15 protein-coding genes are annotated in these 20,325 nt (G+C 61.5%); 3 read left to right on the forward strand and 12 right to left on the reverse strand.

Annotated elements, in window-relative coordinates; genetic code table 11:
- Positions 1-296: 296 nt before the first annotated feature.
- Complete coding sequence (locus tag C8N42_RS00370; RefSeq protein WP_107814564.1) at positions 297-2,486, forward strand: NADP-dependent isocitrate dehydrogenase; 2,190 nt, start codon at positions 297-299, stop codon at positions 2,484-2,486.
- 83 nt (positions 2,487-2,569) lie between these two features.
- On the opposite strand, the gene C8N42_RS00375 is transcribed toward C8N42_RS00370, so the two are convergent.
- Positions 2,570-5,839, reverse strand: a complete 3,270-nt coding sequence (locus C8N42_RS00375; RefSeq protein ID WP_107814565.1) for an efflux RND transporter permease subunit — start codon at positions 5,837-5,839, stop codon at positions 2,570-2,572.
- Positions 5,832-6,818 (reverse strand): efflux RND transporter periplasmic adaptor subunit, encoded by a 987-nt coding sequence (locus tag C8N42_RS00380; protein WP_107814566.1) that lies wholly within the window; start codon positions 6,816-6,818, stop codon positions 5,832-5,834. The genes C8N42_RS00375 and C8N42_RS00380 overlap by 8 nt, the downstream gene beginning before the upstream one ends.
- A 540-nt stretch (positions 6,819-7,358) precedes the next feature.
- Between C8N42_RS00380 and C8N42_RS00385 the strand changes: the two genes are divergently transcribed.
- Positions 7,359-8,063 (forward strand): sugar transferase, encoded by a 705-nt coding sequence (locus C8N42_RS00385; protein ID WP_107815033.1) that lies wholly within the window; start codon positions 7,359-7,361, stop codon positions 8,061-8,063.
- Positions 8,064-8,109: 46 nt separating this feature from the next.
- Here C8N42_RS00385 and C8N42_RS00390 read toward each other — a convergent pair whose 3' ends face one another.
- The 10 genes from C8N42_RS00390 to cydD form a co-directional block, all read right to left on the reverse strand.
- Positions 8,110-9,552: an ArnT family glycosyltransferase gene (locus tag C8N42_RS00390; protein ID WP_107814567.1), complete on the reverse strand. Its 1,443-nt coding sequence runs from the start codon at positions 9,550-9,552 to the stop codon at positions 8,110-8,112.
- Positions 9,506-9,832, reverse strand: coding sequence for a lipid-A-disaccharide synthase N-terminal domain-containing protein (locus tag C8N42_RS00395; protein ID WP_107814568.1), 327 nt, complete (start codon positions 9,830-9,832; stop codon positions 9,506-9,508). Before C8N42_RS00395 ends, C8N42_RS00390 begins: the two co-directional genes overlap by 47 nt.
- 4 nt (positions 9,833-9,836) lie before the next feature.
- Positions 9,837-10,577, reverse strand: a complete 741-nt coding sequence (locus C8N42_RS00400) for a glycosyltransferase family 2 protein (protein WP_107814569.1) — start codon at positions 10,575-10,577, stop codon at positions 9,837-9,839.
- Between the two features lie 372 nt (positions 10,578-10,949).
- Positions 10,950-11,312 carry a DUF5368 domain-containing protein gene (locus tag C8N42_RS00405; protein WP_107814570.1) on the reverse strand — a complete coding sequence of 121 codons (363 nt, stop codon included), beginning with the start codon at positions 11,310-11,312 and terminating at the stop codon, positions 10,950-10,952.
- A 12-nt stretch (positions 11,313-11,324) separates the two neighbouring features.
- Positions 11,325-12,641, reverse strand: coding sequence for an NAD(P)/FAD-dependent oxidoreductase (locus C8N42_RS00410; RefSeq protein WP_107815034.1), 1,317 nt, complete (start codon positions 12,639-12,641; stop codon positions 11,325-11,327).
- Positions 12,642-12,791: 150 nt separating this feature from the next.
- Positions 12,792-12,914 (reverse strand): cytochrome bd-I oxidase subunit CydX, encoded by a 123-nt coding sequence (cydX, locus tag C8N42_RS00415; RefSeq protein ID WP_066708555.1) that lies wholly within the window; start codon positions 12,912-12,914, stop codon positions 12,792-12,794.
- Between the two features lie 14 nt (positions 12,915-12,928).
- Complete coding sequence (gene cydB / locus C8N42_RS00420) at positions 12,929-14,092, reverse strand: cytochrome d ubiquinol oxidase subunit II (protein ID WP_107814571.1); 1,164 nt, start codon at positions 14,090-14,092, stop codon at positions 12,929-12,931.
- A 6-nt stretch (positions 14,093-14,098) separates the two neighbouring features.
- Positions 14,099-15,712 carry a cytochrome ubiquinol oxidase subunit I gene (locus C8N42_RS00425; protein WP_107814572.1) on the reverse strand — a complete coding sequence of 538 codons (1,614 nt, stop codon included), beginning with the start codon at positions 15,710-15,712 and terminating at the stop codon, positions 14,099-14,101.
- Positions 15,713-15,876: 164 nt separating this feature from the next.
- Positions 15,877-17,583, reverse strand: a complete 1,707-nt coding sequence (locus tag C8N42_RS00430; RefSeq protein WP_107814573.1) for an amino acid ABC transporter ATP-binding/permease protein — start codon at positions 17,581-17,583, stop codon at positions 15,877-15,879.
- Complete coding sequence (gene cydD, locus C8N42_RS00435) at positions 17,576-19,267, reverse strand: thiol reductant ABC exporter subunit CydD (protein ID WP_107814574.1); 1,692 nt, start codon at positions 19,265-19,267, stop codon at positions 17,576-17,578. Before cydD ends, C8N42_RS00430 begins: the two co-directional genes overlap by 8 nt.
- 230 nt (positions 19,268-19,497) lie before the next feature.
- Between cydD and C8N42_RS00440 the strand changes: the two genes are divergently transcribed.
- A complete protein-coding gene (locus C8N42_RS00440; protein ID WP_107814575.1) occupies positions 19,498-20,319 on the forward strand; it encodes an arsenate reductase/protein-tyrosine-phosphatase family protein in 822 nt (273 codons plus the stop codon).
- The last annotated feature ends 6 nt before the right edge of the window (positions 20,320-20,325 follow it).

Genomic DNA, 20,325 nt, shown 5'->3' on the forward strand with positions numbered 1-20,325 from the left:
TTAGAACCTCCCGAAATGCCTTCACAATCGGATTCTCGCATTCCGCAAAACGATAGCGGTGATCAAATGCGCATTCGCCTGTTTTTTAGACAAACGCCTTTCTCCGGCATTTTCCTGCGCACAGTCGTACTCCGATCCGCTCAGTTCAAAGCGGTACGGGGGAAGACTCAGTGCCGCAGACCGCATCGGTATACATTCGCACACATTGACTTGACCCTCCGACTTCGCTACCCGGTTTTCCAAGCGCAGACGGGGCCATTTTGCTCCGCTGCATGTTCGTGACAGTGGAGGACCAAATGGCCGACAAGACCCCCGACATTATCTATACCATCGTGGACGAAGCCCCCGAGCTTGCCCGCGGCTCGCTCCTGCCGATCATCCAGTCCTTCTCCGAGGCTGCGAGCGTCGAAGTGGCGACCAGGGACATCTCGCTGGCCGGTCGTATCCTCGCCCTTTTCCCGGACCTGCTTTCCGACGAGCAGCGCGTCTCCGATGACCTCGCCGAACTTGGCGAACTGGTGAAAACCCCCGACGCCAATGTCATCAAGCTGCCGAACATATCGGCCTCCGTGCCGCAGCTTGAAGCCGCGATCAAGGAACTGCAATCGCAGGGCTACCCGATCCCGGCCTACCCTTCTGACCCGCAAACCGACGAAGAGAAAGCCGTTCGTGCCAAATACGACACCGTCAAAGGCTCCGCCGTGAACCCGGTGCTGCGCGAAGGCAACTCCGACCGTCGCTCCGCCAAGGCTGTGAAAGAATACGCGAAAGCCAACCCGCACCGCATGGGCGAATGGAAATCGACCTCGAAAACCACCGTCGCCGCCATGCCGGGCGACGATTTCTTCGCCAATGAGAAAGCCGCCACCATCACCGCTGCGCAGGCCGGTGGCGCGAAAATCGTCTTCACCGCGAAAGACGGCACCGAGACGGTTCTGAAATCCGGTCTCAAGTATCTCGAAGGCGAGATCGTCGACGCGACGTTCATGTCCGCCAAGGCATTGCGTGCCTACATCAAAAAAGAAGTCGAGACGATGGAGCCGGGCGTACTCTTCTCCGTGCACCTCAAAGCCACGATGATGAAGGTCTCCGACCCGATCATCTTCGGTCATTTCGTGTCTGTGTACCTCGAAGACTTCCTTGCCAAGCACGGCGACAAGCTCGATTTCAACCCGAACTCCGGCATCGGCGCGCTCGAAAAACTCATCGCTGGCAATGCCGAGATGGAAGCCGATCTGAAAGCCGCACTTGCCGCCAAGCCGCCGATGTACATGGTCGACTCTGACCGCGGCATCACCAACCTGCACGTCCCCTCGGATGTGATCATCGACGCCTCCATGCCCGCCGTGATCAAGGCCGGTGGCATCGGCTGGGGGCCGGATGGTAAAGCAGCTGACACCAAATGCTGCATCCCGGACAACTCCTACGCCTGCGTCTATGACGAAACGGTCGAGTATTTCAAAGAAACCGGCACGCTCGACGTCACCACCTGTGGCGCCGTGTCCAACGTCGGCCTGATGGCGCAAAAAGCCGAGGAATACGGCTCCCACCCGACCACCTTCGAGATGACCGCCGACGGCACCGTCTCCATCGTTCTCGACAGCGGCGAAGTGCTTTTGTCCAACGAGGTCGAAGCGGGCGACATCTGGCGCTCCTGCACCGCGAAGAAAGCCCCGATCCTCGACTGGATCAAAACCGGCATCGAACGATTCGACGTCGAAGGCACCGGTGCCTTCTGGCTCGACAAGAATCGTGCGCACGACGCCGAGCTGATCAAATATGTCGAACCGGCTCTGAAAGAAGCGGGTAAGGACATCCCGATCATGGACCCGCGTGCGGCTACCCGCTTCACATGGGAAGAGATGCGCAAGGGCAAGAACGTCGTGACCATCACCGGCAACGTGCTGCGCGACTACCTCACCGACCTGTTCCCGATTCTCGAACTGGGCACCTCCGCCAAGATGCTCTCCATCGTGAAACTGATGAACGGTGGCGGTCTGTTTGAAACCGGTGCCGGTGGCTCCGCGCCCAAACACGTGCAGCAGGTTCAGGAAGAAAACCACCTGCGTTGGGACAGCCTCGGCGAGTTCTGTGCGCTGGGTGAAAGCTACAACTTCCTCGCCGCGTCCAAGGGCAAGCCGAAAGCCGCCGTGCTCGGTGCCGCCGTCGAGGTCGCGACCCAGAAGCTACTCTTGGAGAACAAATCGCCGGAGCGCAAGGTCGGTCAGAACGACAACCGCACCTCGCATTACTGGTTCGCCCGCTACTGGGCCGAGGCGCTGGCCGCCCAAGGCGACGACGCCGATCTGGCCGCGCATTTCGCGCCCATCGCGAAAGAGCTGGCCGAGAAAGAAGCGACCATTCTGAGCGAGCTTCAGGCTGCCGAAGGCAAACCCGCGGACATGGGCGGCTACTACCACGCCGACCCTGCCAAGATCGCTGCGATCATGCGCCCCTCGGCCACGTTCAACGCGATCATCGGCTGAGACCACCTCAGGTCAGACAACGCAAAGGGGGAGCGCAATGCGCTCCCCCTTCATCATTTCGCACGGTACCCTTTGGGCCCGGATCACATCTTGAAGATGCGATAGATCGCCGGGATGACCAGAACCGTCAGAGCGGTCGAGGACAGAAGCCCAAAGAACAGCGACAGCGCCAGCCCCTGGAAGATCGGATCGGCGAGGATCACCGCCGCCCCGATCATCGCCGCCACGGCGGTCAGCAGGATCGGTTTGAAGCGCGTGGCTCCCGCCTCGATCAGAATCTCCGTCGTCACCTTGCCCTCGTCATCGGCGTTGCGGATGAAATCGACCAGAAGGATCGAGTTCCGCACGATAATCCCCGCCAGCGCGATGAACCCGATCATCGAGGGCGCGGAGAACGGCGCATTGAACAACCAGTGCCCGATGATGATACCGAGGAAGGTCAGCGGCACCGGGGTCAGGATCACCAGCGGCAGACGGAAGGAACCGAACTGCGCCACCACGAGGATGTAAATCCCCAGAAGCGCCACACCGAAGGCCGCTCCCATGTCGCGGAACGTGACCCAAGTCACCTCCCACTCACCATCCCAAAGAAGCACCGGTTTCGACGTGTCGGTCGGTTGACCATGAAGTGAAATCTCCGGCTTCATCCCTTCGGGCCAGTCCATCTCGTCGAGCTTGTCGGCCACGGCGAGCATACCGTAAAGCGGAGCCTCATAGGTTCCGGCCAGTTCCGCCTGAACCATTTCCGCGTCATAGCCGTTGTGCCGGAAGATCGGGTAGGAGGTGGTCTCCTCCGTGATCTCCACTACATCGCCCAACTCAACCACGCCACGCCCACCGGGCAGCGCATCGGCCGGAACCGGCGTCGACAGCGCCGCGGCATCCATCACGCGGTCAGACTTGTCCCGCCCGACCACGATCGGGATCGGACGTCGGCCCTCGCCACGATGCGAATAGCCGATCGTGGAATAGCTGTTGAGATATTGCAGAGTCTGCGCGGCATCGGCCTCCGCCACCTGATAGAAGTTCAGATCGGACGGCTTCATCTCCGCCCGGAGACGTCGGGCCTGTTCGCCATAGCTGTCATCGGTGTCGACAATGAAATCGACGCTCTCGAAGGCTTCGCGCACCTTGTCGGCCACGGCACGGCGGGTGTCCCCGTCCGGGCCGTAGATTTCGGCCAGAAGCGTCGAGATCACCGGCGGTCCCGGCGGCGGTTCGACCACTTTCATCGCCGTGCCCGGCGGCACGGTAATTCCGCTCAACAGCATCTCCCGAAGTTCGAGCGCGATATCGTGCGAGGTCCGGTCGCGCGCATGTTTCGGCAGAAGCTTGAGCTGTACCTCGCCCATCTGCGGATATTCCCGCAGATAATAGTGCCGCACCAAGCCGTTGAAGTTGAACGCACCGGGCGTTCCCGCATGGGTCTGCGCCGAAATCACCTCCGGCAGGGTCATGGCAAGACGCGCCGCCTCCTGTGCCACCGCATCGGTCGCCTCGACCGAGGAGCCCTCGGGTAGGTCGATCATCACGGAAAGTTCGGATTTGTTGTCGAACGGCAGGAGTTTCACCGTAACATGCTTGGTATAAAGCGCGCCGAGCGAGCCGAAGGACAGCACGATGACAACCAGCAGGAAGATCCAGGCATGGCCCTTACTGTGCAGCACCGGGCGCGCAATGGTGGCGTAGATCTTGCCGAGCCTGCCACCGGGCACCTCGCCTTCCACATGCTCGCCGTCATGATGCAACTCCGCCCGACCCGCGATTTTCAGCATCAGCCAGGGCGTGATCATCACCGCCACGAAGAAGGAAAAAATCATCGCGGCAGAGGCGTTCGCCGGGATCGGCGACATATACGGCCCCATCATGCCCGACACGAAGAGCATCGGCAAAAGCGCCACCACCACGGTCAGCGTCGCGACGATGGTCGGATTGCCCACCTCCGCCACGGCGGCCACGGCAGCCCCGAACCGGTTCTGCCCCGGACGTTTCATGCCCCAGTGCCGCGCGATGTTCTCGATCACCACGATGGCGTCATCGACGAGAATCCCGATGGCGAAGATCAGAGCGAAAAGCGACACACGGTTGAGCGTGTACCCCATGATATAAGAGGCAAAAAGCGTCAGAAGGATGGTCACCGGGATCACGATGGCAACTACGACAGCCTCGCGCCAGCCGATGGCGATGAGCACGAGACCGACGATGGAGAGCGTCGCGAGGCCAAGGTGGAACAGAAGTTCATTGGCCTTTTCATTGGCGGTCTCGCCATAGTCGCGGGTCACTTCGACGGACACGCTGTCGGGGATGATCTCGCCCTTCATCGTCTCGATGCGATGCAGGATTTCATCGGCCACGACGACCGCGTTGGCGCCCGCGCGTTTGGCAATCGCCAGCGTCACCGCCGGACGACGGATCACCGGCGCATCAAGATCGACGGTTGCGTGTTCGCCCTCGTCCGCCTCATGTGCACCTTCACGGGTCAGGGTCGCGACATAGTGCTCGTCGAGATCGGAGACAAAAGCGACATCAGCCACATCCCGAACATAAACCGTGCGCCCGTCGCGTGCGGTGAGCTCGAGATTGCCGATTTCCTCGGGTGTGGTCAGCGTCTTGCCCACGATCAGGCCGATCTGTTCGCCACCTTCGCGCAACATGCCGGTTGGGGCGGCGGAGTTCGCCCCCTGCACCTTGTTGACAAGCTGTTGCAGCGTGATGCCATAGAGCGCCAGTTTCTCGGGATCGGGAGCCACCCGCAGCGCCTCCTCCGTCCCCCCGATCACATAGGTCAAACCCACGTTTTCGATCTGTGAGAGCCGGGTTTCGACTTCCTTGACGACCCGCGTCAGATCGGCGGCATTCATGTCAGGGTTGTTTTCGTTCGGCGAGAAGGTCAGCGCCACGATGGCCACGTCGTTGATGCCGCGCCCGACCACCAGAGGTTCTTCGATCCCCACGGGCAGGCGGTCGAGATTGGCCATGATCCGGTCGCGCACCCGCACGATGGCGGTTTCCGACGGCACGCCGACTTCGAAACGGGCCGTGACCATGATGGTGTCATCATTGCTCTGGGAATAGACGTGTTCGACCTCGTCGATACCCTTGACGATGGTCTCAAGCGGTTCGGTCACGAGTTTCAGCCCGTCCTGCGCCTTGAGGCCGGGGGTGTCGACGTGAATATCCACGAGCGGCACCGAGATTTGCGGCTCTTCCTCGCGTGGCAGGGAAATAAGCGCGATCATCCCCACGGCCAGAGCGGCCAAAAGGAACAGCGGGGTCAGAGGCGAAAGGATAAAGGAACGGGTCAGGCGCCCGGCAATGCCGAGCGAGCCCGTCGGTCCGTGCGGATTACTCATGAGACGTCACCACCACATCGCCGGCGGACAAACCGCTCAGGATTTCCACGTAATCGCCATCTTCGAGATGTACCGTGTTGCCCGGCACGACCACGCGTTCCGAGGCGTGGCCATGGGTTTCCACCGTCACGAAATCGAGCCCGCCTGCCTGCGACAGCGCAGTGACCGGCACAAGAAGCGCCTCATGGCTCCCCACCGGCAGGCGCACCTGCACCCGGCGACCGATGAAGCTCGCATCCAGCCCTTCGACCTCGACATCCGCCTCGACCCGGCCGCTTTCGATCAACGGATAGATCTTGGCGAGCTTGCCCGAGCGCATCCCGCCGGTCTCGTAAATCTCGATTGTATCGCCTTCCTTGAGGTTGTCGGCATAGCGTTCCGACACACCAAGGCGCAGGTAGGCGTTCCCGGCTGCGATGGTTGCAACCTCCTCGCCCGACATGATCACCGCCCCTCTGGACACCGGCACGTCGATCACCAGACCGTCTTCGGGGGCAAGCACCTCTCCCTCTTCGATCTGGCGCGAAATCACCTGACGATCGGCCCTCAGCGCAGTGATCTGACCTTCGAGCACGTTCACATTGGTCTGAAGCGCCTGAAGGCTTGAGGTCGAGATGACGCCCCGCTCGGAAAGCGACTCACCGCGGGTCAAATCGTCCTGTGCCTTTTCGAGCTGCGAGGCATAGGAGGTGAGCTGGGCGTCGATGCCCTCGATCTGGAACTGGAGCTTGGTGTCCTCAATCAGCGCCACACGCTGACCGGCCTTGACCATATCCCCCTCGGTCACGTCCAGCGTGGTGATCGTTCCCCCGATCCGCGCCCGCGCCGGGACCTGATCCCGGGTCTCCACCTCGGCATAAACCGGTTTCCACTCCGTCACCGATTGCGGCGACAGGGTGAGGGTTTCCGACAGGACGGGACTTCCGGCCAGGAGCATTCCCGGCAGAAGCGTCATCGTAAGCATAAAGGCGCGGCGCATTTGGACCTCTGTTCTGAGAAACGGTCTTTGCCCCCTCAGGCGCAGACCTAATATTCAATTTATTGCATATGTAGCAAATTTCTTACCATACGCAAGTATACTGTTGATCGGAAATTATGATAGGGCATTCACCGGACTGCGGTCATTCACCCCCGGGCCGCATCGGGAGCCATCGCCACTCCGCGTGGCATTGTAACGCGACACGGCAACACTCCCTGTATCCGACCGTTTTCAAGCCAGACCGAATCGTAAAGATGCCTTGGATCATCCCTCAGCGGCTTGCGTTCACCATGATCTGGCCACAGATTTTCGTATTTCCCGTTGATTTTTGGCATAAACCCGCCGAAACGGTCAAAAAAACATCGCAATTTGTTAATTGCAATCACGATCTCACAATGTTCTCATGTGATCGTGATAAAAGCACGCTAAAGTATATTATACTTCGTAGTATGGGTGAGCGCGCAGCCTGACCGCCCAGACTGCAAAGATGGACTGAACATGCATCCGGATTTTGATCAGGTAACGGTTAAAGGCATCAAAATGACTTATATTTCCAAGTCCGCCCAAGAATTTGTACCAGGCACCAAAGTCTCCGCATCGCCCGCGAGCATTTCCGACCCGGTGAAATTCTCCTTTTACCGCAAAATAGGCAAACGCGCGTTCGACATCCTGTTCCTGTTGCTGGTTTCCCCCATGGTCTTGCCGGTCATCTTCCTGTTGGCCGCACTCATCAAACTCGATGGCGGCCCCGCCTTCTACGCTCAACGCCGGGTTGGCCGGAACGGCAAGGTCTTTCAGTTCTACAAACTTCGTTCCATGCATATCAATGCAGATGAATTGCTGGTCAAACTCTGCCGTGAAAATTCCGAGATCGCGGAGGAATGGCAGACTTTCCAGAAGCTGCGCAACGATCCCCGGATCACGAAGATCGGCCATTTCATCCGCAAGACTTCGCTCGACGAATTACCCCAGCTTCTGAACATCTTCAAAGGCGATATGAGCTTTGTCGGCCCGCGCCCCTTCATGCCCGGCCAGCAGATGCTCTATGAGGCCGCTAATGGGAAGGCTTATTTCCGGCTCCGCCCCGGTCTGACCGGCGTATGGCAAGTGTCCGCGCGAGGCGAAAGCAGCTTTGTCGCCCGCGTCCGCTACGACAATCTCTATGACCGCAAGATTGGCTTTCTCACCGATCTGGCCCTGATCCTGCGCACGTTCAGCGTGGTGTTGAAAACCACCGGACACTGAGCCTCGGGACCATTACACACCCGCGCGTCGATCTGCCGCTGAAATATCAGTTCGTCTGACGCAGACACTCCACCGCAACCCGCCCGATGCGCAGTTGCCGTCCGGTATAGGCCCCTGTGATGGCCAACCCTTCCAGAGGCACCGCGTCACAAGGCAAGTCCCCCGTGACGACGACCAACACCTCTCCTGTGGCATCTTGTGGCAAGGTCCGGGTCTGGGCGTAATAGCTCGACGCGCGCCCGTCTTCCGGCAAGGCATAAAGCGCCACACTCCGGTCACGTCCGGTGTAGAACAGATCCGCCAGCACATCGCGGTTGCCACTGACCACCGGCAGCCCTTCCGCTTTGGCCAGATCGAGGATGCTTTCCGAGAGGGCATGACGTCCGAGATAGCGTTCCAGCAGCGGCCTTCCCCCGATCTCGGGCCATGGCGCGAGGGTGATCAGGATCGGCAGGCTCACGGACAGCACCAGATTGAAAACCAGCGCGGCGATCCGCCAGACCCGCGTCAGCGTTATAACTGCAAGAACTGTCCCGGAGAAATAGGTGGCGATCGCCCAGTTGGCATAGGCCTGGTCCAGAAGCGCCTGCACGGTGACGGTCAAAAGCGCCGGGACCGAGAACATCACAAGCGCCGGACGCATTCCACCGCGCGGCCGAAGATAGGCGAGGATCAGCGCGCCCATGGTCACGGGGCCGAACACGCCGAACTGGCTCAGCAGGAACTCCGCCATCGAGGCGAGATCGAAGGCCGCGCCGTCGCGCACCCAACCGGCATTGTCCATCGTATGAGACACGGTGGTCAGCTCATGCGACAGGTTCCAGAGCACGTTCGGCGCAATCACCACGGCGAAGGCGACGATCATAAGGCCGAGATTGCGCCAGCCGGGACGCAGCGTGGACTGCGTCAGCATTACAAGCGCCGATCCCACCAGAAAATAGATCGCGGCATATTTCGCCATGAAGGCCATCCCCGCGAAAACTCCGACCGCCAGCGCATCCCCCGCGCTTCGCGTCTCAGCCGTGCGGAAAAAGAACAGCAAAGCCGCCGCGTAAAACGGCGCCATGACCGTATCGGTGGAAATCATCACCGAGCCGAGCGCCACAAAAGGCAAGGTCAGGTAAAGCGCCACAGTCCAGAGAGCCGCCGCCCGCCCTGCAATCCGGGCGGCCAGCGCCCCCAGCAACAATGCCGTAATCCCGTGCAGCACCGCTCCGGGCATCCGCACCCAGAAAGCCGCATCCGACCCGGCGAGATCGGTCCCCAGACGGATCACCCAGCCGATCAGCGGCGGCTTGGAATAATAACCGAAATCGAGGTTCTGCCCCCAGAACCAGTATTGCACCTCATCGACGAACAAGTCGGTGCGATCAAAAGCCAGTGCCAGAAGCCGCAGCGTCACCGCCACGGCCACAAGGACCAGCGCCCGGGGCAACCAGTCCTCAAGCGGCGTCTTTTGCGGGATCTTTTGTGACGCGTCGGTTTGCATAAATCAGCCAGAGATTGCGGGAATAGATGATCACGCCAAGCGACTGGCCCAGCACGAACACCGGGTCCTTGCGATACAGCGCATAGGCAAAGAGCATCAGCCCGCCCACCAGAGAAAAATACCAGAAGGCAATCGGCATCACCGAGTTCTTCGCCCGCTCCGAGGCGATCCATTGCAGCAAAAACCGTGCGGTGAACATGAGCTGCGCTGCGAGACCGAAGAGCACCCACCAGAGCTCGCCCGTCGTGTCCACATGCAGGATCGTCATCAGCCACTGCATCGCTTCAGCCCTCCGTCCGATCCACGACCACCTCGGTCGGGCGCGCCTTTTTCCGGCGCTTGAGCAACCATGCCACGCCCATCAGATCGACGATGCCAACGAGCCCGCGTTGCAGGTTCGAGTAATGCGACCGTCCACCGCCACGTGCGCGGTGCGACACGTCGACATGGGCGACTTCCCAGCCATCGCGAGCAAAGAGCGCCGGAAGATAGCGGTGCATGTGATCGAAATAGGGCAGAGCCAGAAAATCGTCGCGGCGGAAGGCCTTGAGCCCACAGCCCGTGTCGCGCGTACCATCCTTGAGGATCTTCGCGCGCAAGGCATTGGCGAATTTCGAGGCGTAGCGTTTGGAGAACGTATCCTGCCGTCCGACCCGCTGCCCGGCGACGACACCAATTTTTGCGCCGTTTGGCCCGGCAAAGGGCGCAATCATGTTGGGAATCTCGGTGCCCGGGTTCTGTCCGTCGCCATCGAGCGTGCAACAGATCGTGCCGCGCGCCGCACGTACACCGGAGTGGACTCCCGCCGACTGCCCGCCGGAGCGGTCGTGCCGGATCACCCGAAGCTGCGGCATCTCCCGCATCCGTGCGGCCAGAATATCCGCCATACCGTCGTCCGAGGCATCGTCGATCACGATGATCTCATAGGGACCGATCGCCGTGCAGGCCGCCACGATTTCGTCGAGCAACGCGCCGATATTTTCCGCCTCGTTGCGGCACGGAATGATGATGGAGGTGTCACACATGCACTTTACCGCCTTACTCAAAGTCGCCTCCGCGCTTACCGGAGCCGCCCCATGATGTAAAGCGAAACGCCCCTCCTGCCGCGCGCATGGCTCAATCCGGCCCGCGCTCCGAGTCACTGAGAAATGGCCCCTGACGTATCCAATGGCATAGTCTTCCGAGATCGCAGGGGCATGTAAATCCCCCCAGAGCCTCCAGCGGATCGCTCTCGTGATAATCGCCTCGAAGAGTCAGCGGCTTATGGTAGCATCCGGAAAAGGCAATCATCTGGCAGAATGAATCGCGCACCCCGCGGACGCCGACAAAAAAACAGGCGCCCCCGGTCCGCACACCGGGGACGCCCGCCCATCAGGTCGAACGGAACGAACCGACCCTCAGGATTCGGTCACCTGTTTCGGCGGTTTGACGAGGGACTGGATGGTGTAGACCAGAATGGCCATACCAATCGCCCCCATCACCGCCACACCAAGGAATACGATCACGTCAATCGCGCCACCGATGTCGGAGGGCGCGGAATGGGTCATCGCCATGACGAACCACACCGCGAGCACCGCACCGACCGGCATGGAAAGCTGGGCCCAAAGGAATTTGCGCCAGCTCACCGCACGGTCGCGGATCAGCACGTAAAGATAGGCCAGCGTCACCACGACAGCGGCGACCACCATGGCCCAGAACAACCCGCGCCCGAAGATTTCCTCGAAAACGGCAATCAGGGTTTGAAACGTAAGCTCTTTCATGTCGCTCTCTCCTTAGGCCTTGCCGCGCAGCATGGCGTTATACGTGGCCTTCAGCGCCACCTCTTTCATCAGCCAGGAAATCCACAGCTCTTCGAGCGGCGGGATGATCCCCGGGAAGGAGGGCGTGAGGTTGTTGTTGTAGTCGAACTCCACCAGCATGGCGCGGCCGATCTTGGTGATCATCGGGCAGGAGGTATAGCCGTTGTAGCTTTCCGACGGGTCGGAGCCTGCGATGGTGGAGACGATCTGGTCCTCGACCACCGGCACCTGCCATTTCACGGAGGCGGCGGTTTTGCCCTTTGGCACACCGGCGACATCGCCGAGTGCCCAGATTTCCGGGTAGCGCAGGTGACGCAGCGTGGCCTTGTCGCATTCGACCCAGCCCTGATCGGTCCATTTGTCGGCCCAGCTCAGACCGGACTGACGGATCACCTCGGGGGCGCGTTGCGGCGGGATCAGGTGGATGTAATCGTAATCCATCTCCTCTTCACCGTTTTCGGTGTTGAAGGTCACGCGTTTCGCACCCGCGTCGATGGCTTTGACCGTATGCTTGTAGACCGGTTCGATGTCGCGGTCGCCAAAGAGCATGCGTACTTTCTCCGACACGATCGGCACACCGAAGAGCGCGCCGTCATGGGCGCCATAGGTGATCTCCGCCTTGCCACGGTTACCCGCGCGGCGCAGGCGGTCGTCGATCAGGAAGGTGTGTTTGAGCGGTGCACCGGCGCATTTCATCTCGGTGCCGGGACGGGTGAAGATGCCATGACCGCCCTCCTCGATGAATTTGGAAGCCGCCTGCCAGGTCTTCGCGGCATATTCCGGCCCTGCGTAAAGCGCGCCAATGCCATTCTGGCCAACCATGTCGAGCGAAAAGCCTTCGATGGCGTCGTGATCGAGGATGAGCCCCGGGGCCACGACGAGGAAATCGTAGGACAGGGTCTGGCCGCCCTCGGTCGATACGGTTTTCGCGACGGGGTCGATGGCGGCGGCTTTCTCCTGAATGAGGGTCACATCTTTAGGCAGCCAGTCGGTCGTCTCAGACAGTACATAATCGGCGGGTTTCAGACCCGCCGCAACCAGCGTCAGGCCCGGCTGGTAGAGGTGGTTCTTGCGCGGGTCGATCAGGGTGATTTGAGCCCCATCGAGACGCTCGACGAGGCGGTTGGCCAGGGCGGTGCCGCCAGCGCCGGCACCGATGATGACGATCTTGGCGTTGGTCTGAACGGTTGCGGCCCGGGCCTCACCGGAGGTGGCGGCGAGTGCCGTCGCTCCGGCGGCGAGGCCCAGAAAGCCCCGGCGGTTCACCGCGGGAGATTTGGGTGAGTGCATGTCTCTCTCCATATATTTGCATGCATATGTATGCATATTTTTTGGTGCGGAAAATTCCGCCCACCGGCAGCGGGCGGAACAGTTTGATAAGCGCCCCGGGGATGGTGGAACGACATCTCCGGGGCAATGCCACCTGAAGAAGGGACGTAATCAGGCGGTGTCGTCGTGCTCGTCTGCGAGGCGCGCGTCTTCGCGCATCTCAAGCCACATCGCGTTCAGAACGGCGAAGAGGGCGGCGAGCGGAAGCCCAAGAATCCAGGCGAAATACCACATAAGTCGCTCCTTTCTCAGTAGCTTTGAGCGTTGTTTTCAAGCTCTTCCTCGGTGACCTTGCCCCAGAGCACTTTGTAAACCCATGCGGTGTAGGCGAGGATGATCGGCACGAAAATAACGGCACAGATCAACATCACGAACAGGGTCAGATGCGAGCTGGAGCTGTCCCACACGGTGAGAGAGCTGTTCGGATCGACAGTCGAGGGCAGGATGAACGGGAACATCGTGAGCCCGACCGAGGAGATGATGCCGGTGATACCGAGTTTGGACCACAGGAGCGTCGAAACTTCCTTGCCCTTGCGCAGCCCCATCACCGCCATACCGATGCCGAGGAAGGCAAGCACCGGAGCGATCACGATCCAGGGACGGTCCGCATAGGCCTGCATCCAGGAGCCGCCATGGGTCACCTCGGACATCAGTGGGTTGGAAGGACCGTCCTTCACGACCTCACCGACGATCTGGTAGCCTTTGATGCCGAGCGCGAGCCAGACACCCGCGAGCGCATAGGCTACGGCGGCGACAATACCCGCGACAGTGCCGATTTTCTGCGCCCGTTGCTGCACCACACCTTCGGTTTTCAGGCCGAGCCAAGCCGCACCATGCATCAGGAGCATGGAGAGGGAGACCACACCGGCCAAAAGCGCGAAGGGGTTGAGCAGAAGCAGGAGCTTCATGATCGCGTTGCCATCATAGCGCGGCATCAGCAAATCCGGGGTGATGTGGAAGGGCACGCCTTGCAGCACGTTGCCGACCGCGACACCGAAAATCAGCGCCGGAACCGCACCGCCCACGAAGAGGGCCCAATCCCAGTTGTTGCGCCAGCGCGCGCTCTCACGTTTCGAGCGGTATTTGAAACCGACCGGACGCAGGATGAGAGCCGCGAGGACGAGGAACATCGCCAGATAGAAACCCGAGAAGGACACCGCATAGAGCGGCGGCCAGGCCGCAAAGATCGCGCCACCGCCAAGGATGAACCACACCTGGTTGCCTTCCCAAACCGGGCCGATGGTGTTGATCACCACACGGCGCTCGGCATCGGTCTTGCCGACGAAGGGCAGCAGGGCGCCGACCCCCATGTCGAACCCGTCCGTGAGCGCGAAGCCGATCAGCAGCACACCGAGGAGCAGCCACCAGATCACGCGGAGGACTTCGAAAGTCATGAATTCATGCAGGATCATCGTTCGTTACTCCGCAGGTTCGGCCGCAAAGGGCCCTTTGCCATCATGGGTGCTCAGACGGTGGGAATGGCGTTTCATCCATGCATCCGTTTCCTCGACATCCATATACGGACCTTTTTTGATATATTTGATCATCAGGCTCATCTCGATGATGAAGAGCACCGTGTAGAAGAGCACGAAGCCTGCAAGCGTGATCAGAAGATCGGTGATCGACAAGTGCGAGGCGGACAGAGCCGTCGGAAGCACGCCGTCCACGGTCCAGGGCTGACGCCCGAATTCCGCAACGAACCAACCGAGTTCGGCCGCGATCCACGGGGTCGGAATGATGACCACAGCCGCACGCAGCGCCCAGCGCGGGAATTGCATGCCTCTGAAAGATGCCCGGTAGAAGAAGTAGAGCATCACGGCGATGAAGCTGAAGCCCAGAGCCACCATCAGACGGAAGGCCCAGAACAGCGGCCCGACGCCCGGAACAGTGTCATCGGCGGCCATGGCGATCTGCTCGTCAGTGGCCTGACGCGGATCGTCCACGTAACGTTTGAGCAACATGGCAAAGCCGAGATCGGCGGAATGTTCCTCGAAGGTCGCCCGCACTTCCGCCGGGGTCGCATCGCGCTGTTCGCGGATGGTCATCAGCGCATCGTAGGCGACGATACCGGACCGGATCTTGTCATTGGCCTCGGCCACGAGCTGATCCACACCCGGAATTTCATTCGTGAGCGAACGCGTCCCGATCAGCCCCATCACATAGGGAATGTGAATGGCGTAATGGGTTTCACGCGCTTCGCGGTCCGGAATACCGACCAGCGTAAAGGAGGCAGGCGCTTCCTGAGTTTCCCACATGCCTTCGATGGCGGCGAGTTTCATTTTCTGGGTGTGCGTGGCGGAATAACCCGACTCGTCGCCCAGAATGACGACGGAGAAGGCAGATGCCAGACCGAAGGCCGCCGCAATCGCGATGGAGCGACGGGCCAGTTCCGTATGACGCCCCTTGAGCAGGTACCAGGCGGAGACGCCCAGAACGAAGACCGACGCGGTCACGTAGCCCGCAGATACGGTGTGCACGAATTTCGCCTGCGCCACTTCGTTGAAGACCACCTCAAAGAAGTTGGTCATTTCCATGCGCATGGAGTCCGGGTTGAACTCTGCCCCCACCGGGTTCTGCATCCAGCCGTTTGCGATCAGGATCCAGAGCGCGGAGAAGTTCGAGCCGATGGCCACCAGCCAGGTGACGACCATGTGGGCGACTTTCGACATCTTGTCCCAGCCGAAGAACATCAGACCGACGAAGGTCGCTTCCATGAAGAAGGCCATGAGTCCCTCGATGGCGAGCGGCGCACCGAAAATGTCACCGACATAATGGCTGTAGTAGGACCAGTTCATGCCGAACTGGAATTCCATCGTGATCCCGGTGGCCACACCGAGCACGAAGTTGATCCCGAACAGTGTTGCCCAGAATTTCGTCATTTGCCGCCAGATAGGCCGGCCGGTCATGACGTAGACCGTCTCCATGATCGCCACGATGATCGACAGACCAAGCGTGAGCGGCACGAAGAGGAAATGGTACATGGCTGTCATCGCAAATTGCAGGCGGGACAGCTCAACGAGTCCGAACTCCATTTTCCCTTGCTCCTTTCCTGCGAAAACATGTTTCGCAGATACACTTTTGTAACGCCGGATTAGAACGTCACACGCTGGGGTACTTTGACCCAAATCAAGAATGCCATATTATAGATGTATCTTAAAGTGACCGCGACATCGCGGCGCGCCCTCCCGTTTTCCGATCACTTGCCCGTGATTTTGTCTGTGATCTCGCCTGTGATCTCGCCTGTGGTGTCGGAAACCTGAGAACCGACCTGCCCCCGCTGAAGATGCAGAACGCGATCCGCGGCCCCCTGTTCTTCGATGCGATGGGCTGCCATCAGCACCGCCGCGTGTGGCAAAGCGGCGCGAATCCCTCGCAAAACCCGTTCCGCCGTCGCGTGATCGAGCCCTTCCGTGGGTTCGTCCAGCAGCAACACCTGTGGCCTGCGCAACACCGCCCGCGCCAGCACGAGCCGCCGCGATTCGCCGCCCGAGAGGCCGGAACCACGCGGACCGAGCCGGGTTTCAAGCCCGCCCTTCCCTCGGATGACCCCATCGAGCGCCACCGCAGTGAGCGCCGCCCAAAGAGCTGCGTCATCGGCCTCAGGCGCCGCGAGACGCAGGTTTTCCGCAACCGCCCCCTGAATGAGTGCCGATCTTTGCCCGACGAGCGTCACCAGCCCGGGCAAACAACTTACAACGGGCTGATCGGCCAGCAAAACCTGCCCGGACAGAGGCCGGATCGCCCCCGCGGCAAGCAACAGAACCGTGCTTTTGCCGACGCCGGAGGCACCTTGCAACGCAACCCAGTCGCCGGGCATCAGAGACAGGTTGAACCCCGAAATCACCGCGCGAGCCTCGCCACGTGCAAAGCTCACATCCTTGAAGTGGAGCGCCAGAGGACCGTCGGGCACATGCGTCGGCACCGGCTCGGACGGGGTCCGCATCTGCTCGTTCACACGGCGGGCTGCGCCGATCATACGCCCGATCTCGGCCACGGCGCGACGCAGCGGCGCCACGGTTTCCATCAGCGCCAGTGCTGTGAAAAACCCGATGGCGGCGCGTGCGGGCGTGATCTCCCCCGCCTCGGCGAGTGTGCCGCCGATCCAGAGCGCCGCCGCCCCCGCCAGAGCGGAAACGACCATCAACGCGGCCCCGGCCTGACGCTCGCGGAAATCGGTAACGGTGGCGGCGGCCTGACGACGGTCCTCCGCGTGCTGTGCATCGTCAAGTTGACGCGGCAGTTGCCCATAGACGGCGAGGTCTTCGCGGGTCGTAATCAGATCAATGAAGCGGCTGCGAAAGGCCTGCGCCGCCGCCTCGGCCCGCCGCGACGGCGTGCGGGCACGGGACATGCCCCAGAGCAGAACAGCGAAACCACCCAGCGTATAGATCGCGAAAACCGCCAGCGCCACGGAGGGGGCGACCAGCCAGGACAGAATGACAAGCGCGAGAAGCTGCGTCACGCCACCAGCGATCAGCGGCACGAAGAGGCGCAAAGGCACACCGTCGAGCGCATCGACATCGGCGAGAATGCGGTTGAGCGCCTGCGCACCCCGGAGCCGGATCAGCCGTTCATGCGAGCGCAGGGACAGCGCCGAGAGAAGCGCCACGCGCAGCCGCGCGAGTGCGCGCAAGGTGGCGTCATGGGTCAGCACCCGCTCGCCGTAACGCGTCGCCGTGCGGGTGATGGCGAGGAAGCGGACCATGGCGGAGGGGCGGAACACGTCGAAGACCGCGCCGACGCCCGCAAGCCCGGCGGCGGAGGCGGCGACGATGAACCAGCCGGAGAGGCCCAGAAGCGCACCGCCCATGATCAGCACCAGCGCCGCGAGAAGAAGACCGCGCCGCAATGCCTTGGCCTCGCCTTGCATCATGACGCGGAAGATATGCCAGAGGTTACGCATCGGCGATCTCCTCGATCGCGGGGGCGATCTCGATCACCCGATCCATTTTCGCGATGAGACGCGGATCGTGGGTGGCGACGATCAGGGTCGCCCCACGGGATTTGAGCGCCAGAAGCGCCTCGGTGACCCGGTCGGCGGTCTCTTGGTCCAGATCGGCGGTGGGTTCATCGGCGAGGACAAGATCGGGCATGGCCGCGAGGGCGCGGGCCAGCATGACACGGCGCGCCTCGCCGCCCGACAGACCGCCACCGGTTTCGCCGAGCACGGTCAGATCGCCTTTCGGCAGGGCGGCCAGAACGCCATCGAGCGCGGTGTCCGCGATCAGATCGGGGGTAAGGGCAGCCCCGAAGGCGATATTGTGGCGTAGGGAGCGGCCAAGAAACATCGGTGCCTGCGGCATCCAGCCGAGGCGTGCGCGCCAGGCGTCAGCGGTCTCCTCCGTCAGAGGTTGCCCTGCGACAGTGATCTGGCCGGAGGCCGGTTTCTCAAGCCCCGCGATCAGACGCAGAAGCGTGGTCTTGCCCGCACCCGACGGGCCGGAAAGCGCCACCCGCGCACCCGGAGCAATCTCCGTATCGGGATAGGAAATCGTCCGCGCACCTCGCCGCGCGGTGAGATGGTGCAGCGCAACGGAGGCAGGACCGGCGAGCGGTGCGACCTTGGCCCCCTGCCCCAGAAGCGTCTCGGCCTCATGCTCTTCCCACTCCGCCAACTCGCCCGCGACGGCGAGGGCAGCGGCCTTGTCATGCCATGCGGCGGAAAGATCGCGCAGCGGCTGGAAATAATCGGGGGCCAACAGCAAAAGGAAAATCCCGCCCCAAGGCGTGATACCCGCACCGTAAGCACCCCATGAAATCTCACCCAGAAGCGAGAAACCGACCCAAACCGCGACCATAGCAACACCAAGGGCAGCGAACAGTTCGAGCACGGTGGAGGACAGAAAGGCGATGCGCAGCACCGCCATGGTGCGCGACCGCAGATCGTCAGCAGCATGATCGAACCGGGCGATCAGACGCGGCGCGGCGCCCAGAAGCCGGATGTCGGCCAGAGCGGCCAGACGGTCGACCAGGAGATCGCCCAGAGAACCGATTTCCTGCATCTGCCGTTCGGAAGCCTCTTTCGCGGCATAACCGACGAGCGCCATGAAGAGCGGAATGAGCGGGCCTGCGATCAGGAAGACCAGCCCCACCGCCCAGCTTTGCCAGAACGCCAGCGCAAGAATGGCGAAAGGTACGGTCATCACCCGCATCTGCGCGGGCGCGTAACGGGTGATATAGGGCAGAAGCGCATCGAGCTTTTCGCCCGCCAGCGCCGCCAGCGCGCCGGGACCGCCCAAAGGGGAATGTCCAGTGCTTTGCGCCTCGCGCGCGAGAATACGGGTGCGGGTCGTCGTCACGATGGACTGACCGGCGCGGAACAGAAGACCTTCGGCGAGATAGTTCAGGATGAGACGCAGGGCGGCAAAACCGAGAAACCCGAGCGTGCCGATGAGAACCGAGACCCCGCCCTCGCCCAGAAGCAACCGGGAGAACAGCGCCGCCACCAAAGCAGCCTGTGGCAGCCACAACAGCGACGACAGCGCGGTGAGCCGTGACGCCAGACGGATCGCTCCGGCTCCGGGGGTCAAAAGCGTCTTGAGCATCCGCTTGTCGGCGGAGGGCTGCTTTTTCGTCTCTCGTGTCATGCGCGCGTGATCCGACGATGGTTTTTTGCTTCTTGCGGTCTTGCTGGCACGTCCTGCCATGGGATGCAATCGTATGCCGTCCCGCAAAAGCCGCCTGCGTCGGGGTGTCTCACCTCAAACAGACCACAAAGGAGGCTTTCAGCGTGTCTCTTCCGTTTTCGCTCGCATCTCCAAAGGTGTCACAAAACTTTCACTTGGCTCAAACCTTATATTTCGATAATTCGAGAATTATGGAACAATTAAACCTCGACTCCCCCACTGCCACACGCGCCTTCGCTGCACTCGGCCATGCCGGGCGGCTTTCTGTCTTTCGCATGATCATGCGTTTTGCGCCCCGCCCCGTGCGCCCCACGGAAATCGCGGAGGCACTCGGCATGAAACCCAACACGCTGTCGGGCTATCTCTCGGATCTGATGCAGGCCGGGCTGATCGAGGCGGAGCGCGACGGGCGCGCCCTTTATTACAAGGCCGCACTTGCGACTTGCGACGCGCTGGTCGGCTATCTGGTCAACGATTGCTGCCGGGGCCGCCCGGAAGTCTGTCTGAACAGCCTGCCGCTCAGCGGGGATCGCCCCTACCGCGTGCTCTTCCTGTGCTCCGGCAATTCGGCGCGGTCGATCATGGCGGAGGCTTTGCTGCGTGATCTCGGCGCAGGCCGGTTCGAGGCGGCCTCAGCGGGCACCGACCCCAATGGCGAGATCCATCCGCAGGCGCGCGCGCTTCTGGAACGCAAAGGGCATGACACGCTTGGACTGTGGTCGAAACCGATGTCGCGGGTGCAAGGCGACGAAACCGGGTTCGATTTCGTCTTCACCGTCTGCGACCGCACGGCGCGCGAGGAATGTGGCCCCCTCCCCGGCCAACCGCTGTCAGCACATTGGGGCCTGCCCGATCCGGTGAAGGTCGAAGGGACAGAGGCCGAACGCGCGCTGGCCTTTGCACAAACCTATGATGCGCTGCGCCGCCGGATCGAAATTTTCACCGCCCTTCCCATCGAGAAACTGGATCGGATGTCGCTTCAGGCGAAGATCGACGATCTCTCTGTCATATAGAGGATG

This window comes from Celeribacter persicus (genome assembly GCF_003050785.1).
Classification (GTDB): Bacteria; Pseudomonadota; Alphaproteobacteria; order Rhodobacterales; family Rhodobacteraceae; genus Celeribacter; species Celeribacter persicus.

Excerpts from the sequence above, each read along its gene's own strand:
- C8N42_RS00430 (WP_107814573.1), bottom strand. The coding sequence starts at position 17,583 with ATGCGTAACCTCTGGCATATCTTCCGCGTCATGATGCAAGGCGAGGCC.
- cydX (WP_066708555.1), bottom strand. The coding sequence starts at position 12,914 with ATGTGGTATTTCGCCTGGATTCTTGGGCTTCCGCTCGCCGCCCTCTTC.
- C8N42_RS00395 (WP_107814568.1), bottom strand. The coding sequence starts at position 9,832 with ATGCAGTGGCTGATGACGATCCTGCATGTGGACACGACGGGCGAGCTC.
- C8N42_RS00370 (WP_107814564.1), top strand. The coding sequence starts at position 297 with ATGGCCGACAAGACCCCCGACATTATCTATACCATCGTGGACGAAGCC.
- C8N42_RS00400 (WP_107814569.1), bottom strand. The coding sequence starts at position 10,577 with ATGTGTGACACCTCCATCATCATTCCGTGCCGCAACGAGGCGGAAAAT.
- C8N42_RS00440 (WP_107814575.1), top strand. The coding sequence starts at position 19,498 with ATGGAACAATTAAACCTCGACTCCCCCACTGCCACACGCGCCTTCGCT.
- C8N42_RS00405 (WP_107814570.1), bottom strand. The coding sequence starts at position 11,312 with ATGAAAGAGCTTACGTTTCAAACCCTGATTGCCGTTTTCGAGGAAATC.
- C8N42_RS00385 (WP_107815033.1), top strand. The coding sequence starts at position 7,359 with ATGACTTATATTTCCAAGTCCGCCCAAGAATTTGTACCAGGCACCAAA.
- C8N42_RS00390 (WP_107814567.1), bottom strand. The coding sequence starts at position 9,552 with ATGCAAACCGACGCGTCACAAAAGATCCCGCAAAAGACGCCGCTTGAG.
- cydD (WP_107814574.1), bottom strand. The coding sequence starts at position 19,267 with ATGACACGAGAGACGAAAAAGCAGCCCTCCGCCGACAAGCGGATGCTC.
- C8N42_RS00425 (WP_107814572.1), bottom strand. The coding sequence starts at position 15,712 with ATGGAGTTCGGACTCGTTGAGCTGTCCCGCCTGCAATTTGCGATGACA.
- C8N42_RS00375 (WP_107814565.1), bottom strand. The coding sequence starts at position 5,839 with ATGAGTAATCCGCACGGACCGACGGGCTCGCTCGGCATTGCCGGGCGC.
- cydB (WP_107814571.1), bottom strand. The coding sequence starts at position 14,092 with ATGATCCTGCATGAATTCATGACTTTCGAAGTCCTCCGCGTGATCTGG.
- C8N42_RS00380 (WP_107814566.1), bottom strand. The coding sequence starts at position 6,818 with ATGCGCCGCGCCTTTATGCTTACGATGACGCTTCTGCCGGGAATGCTC.
- C8N42_RS00410 (WP_107815034.1), bottom strand. The coding sequence starts at position 12,641 with ATGCACTCACCCAAATCTCCCGCGGTGAACCGCCGGGGCTTTCTGGGC.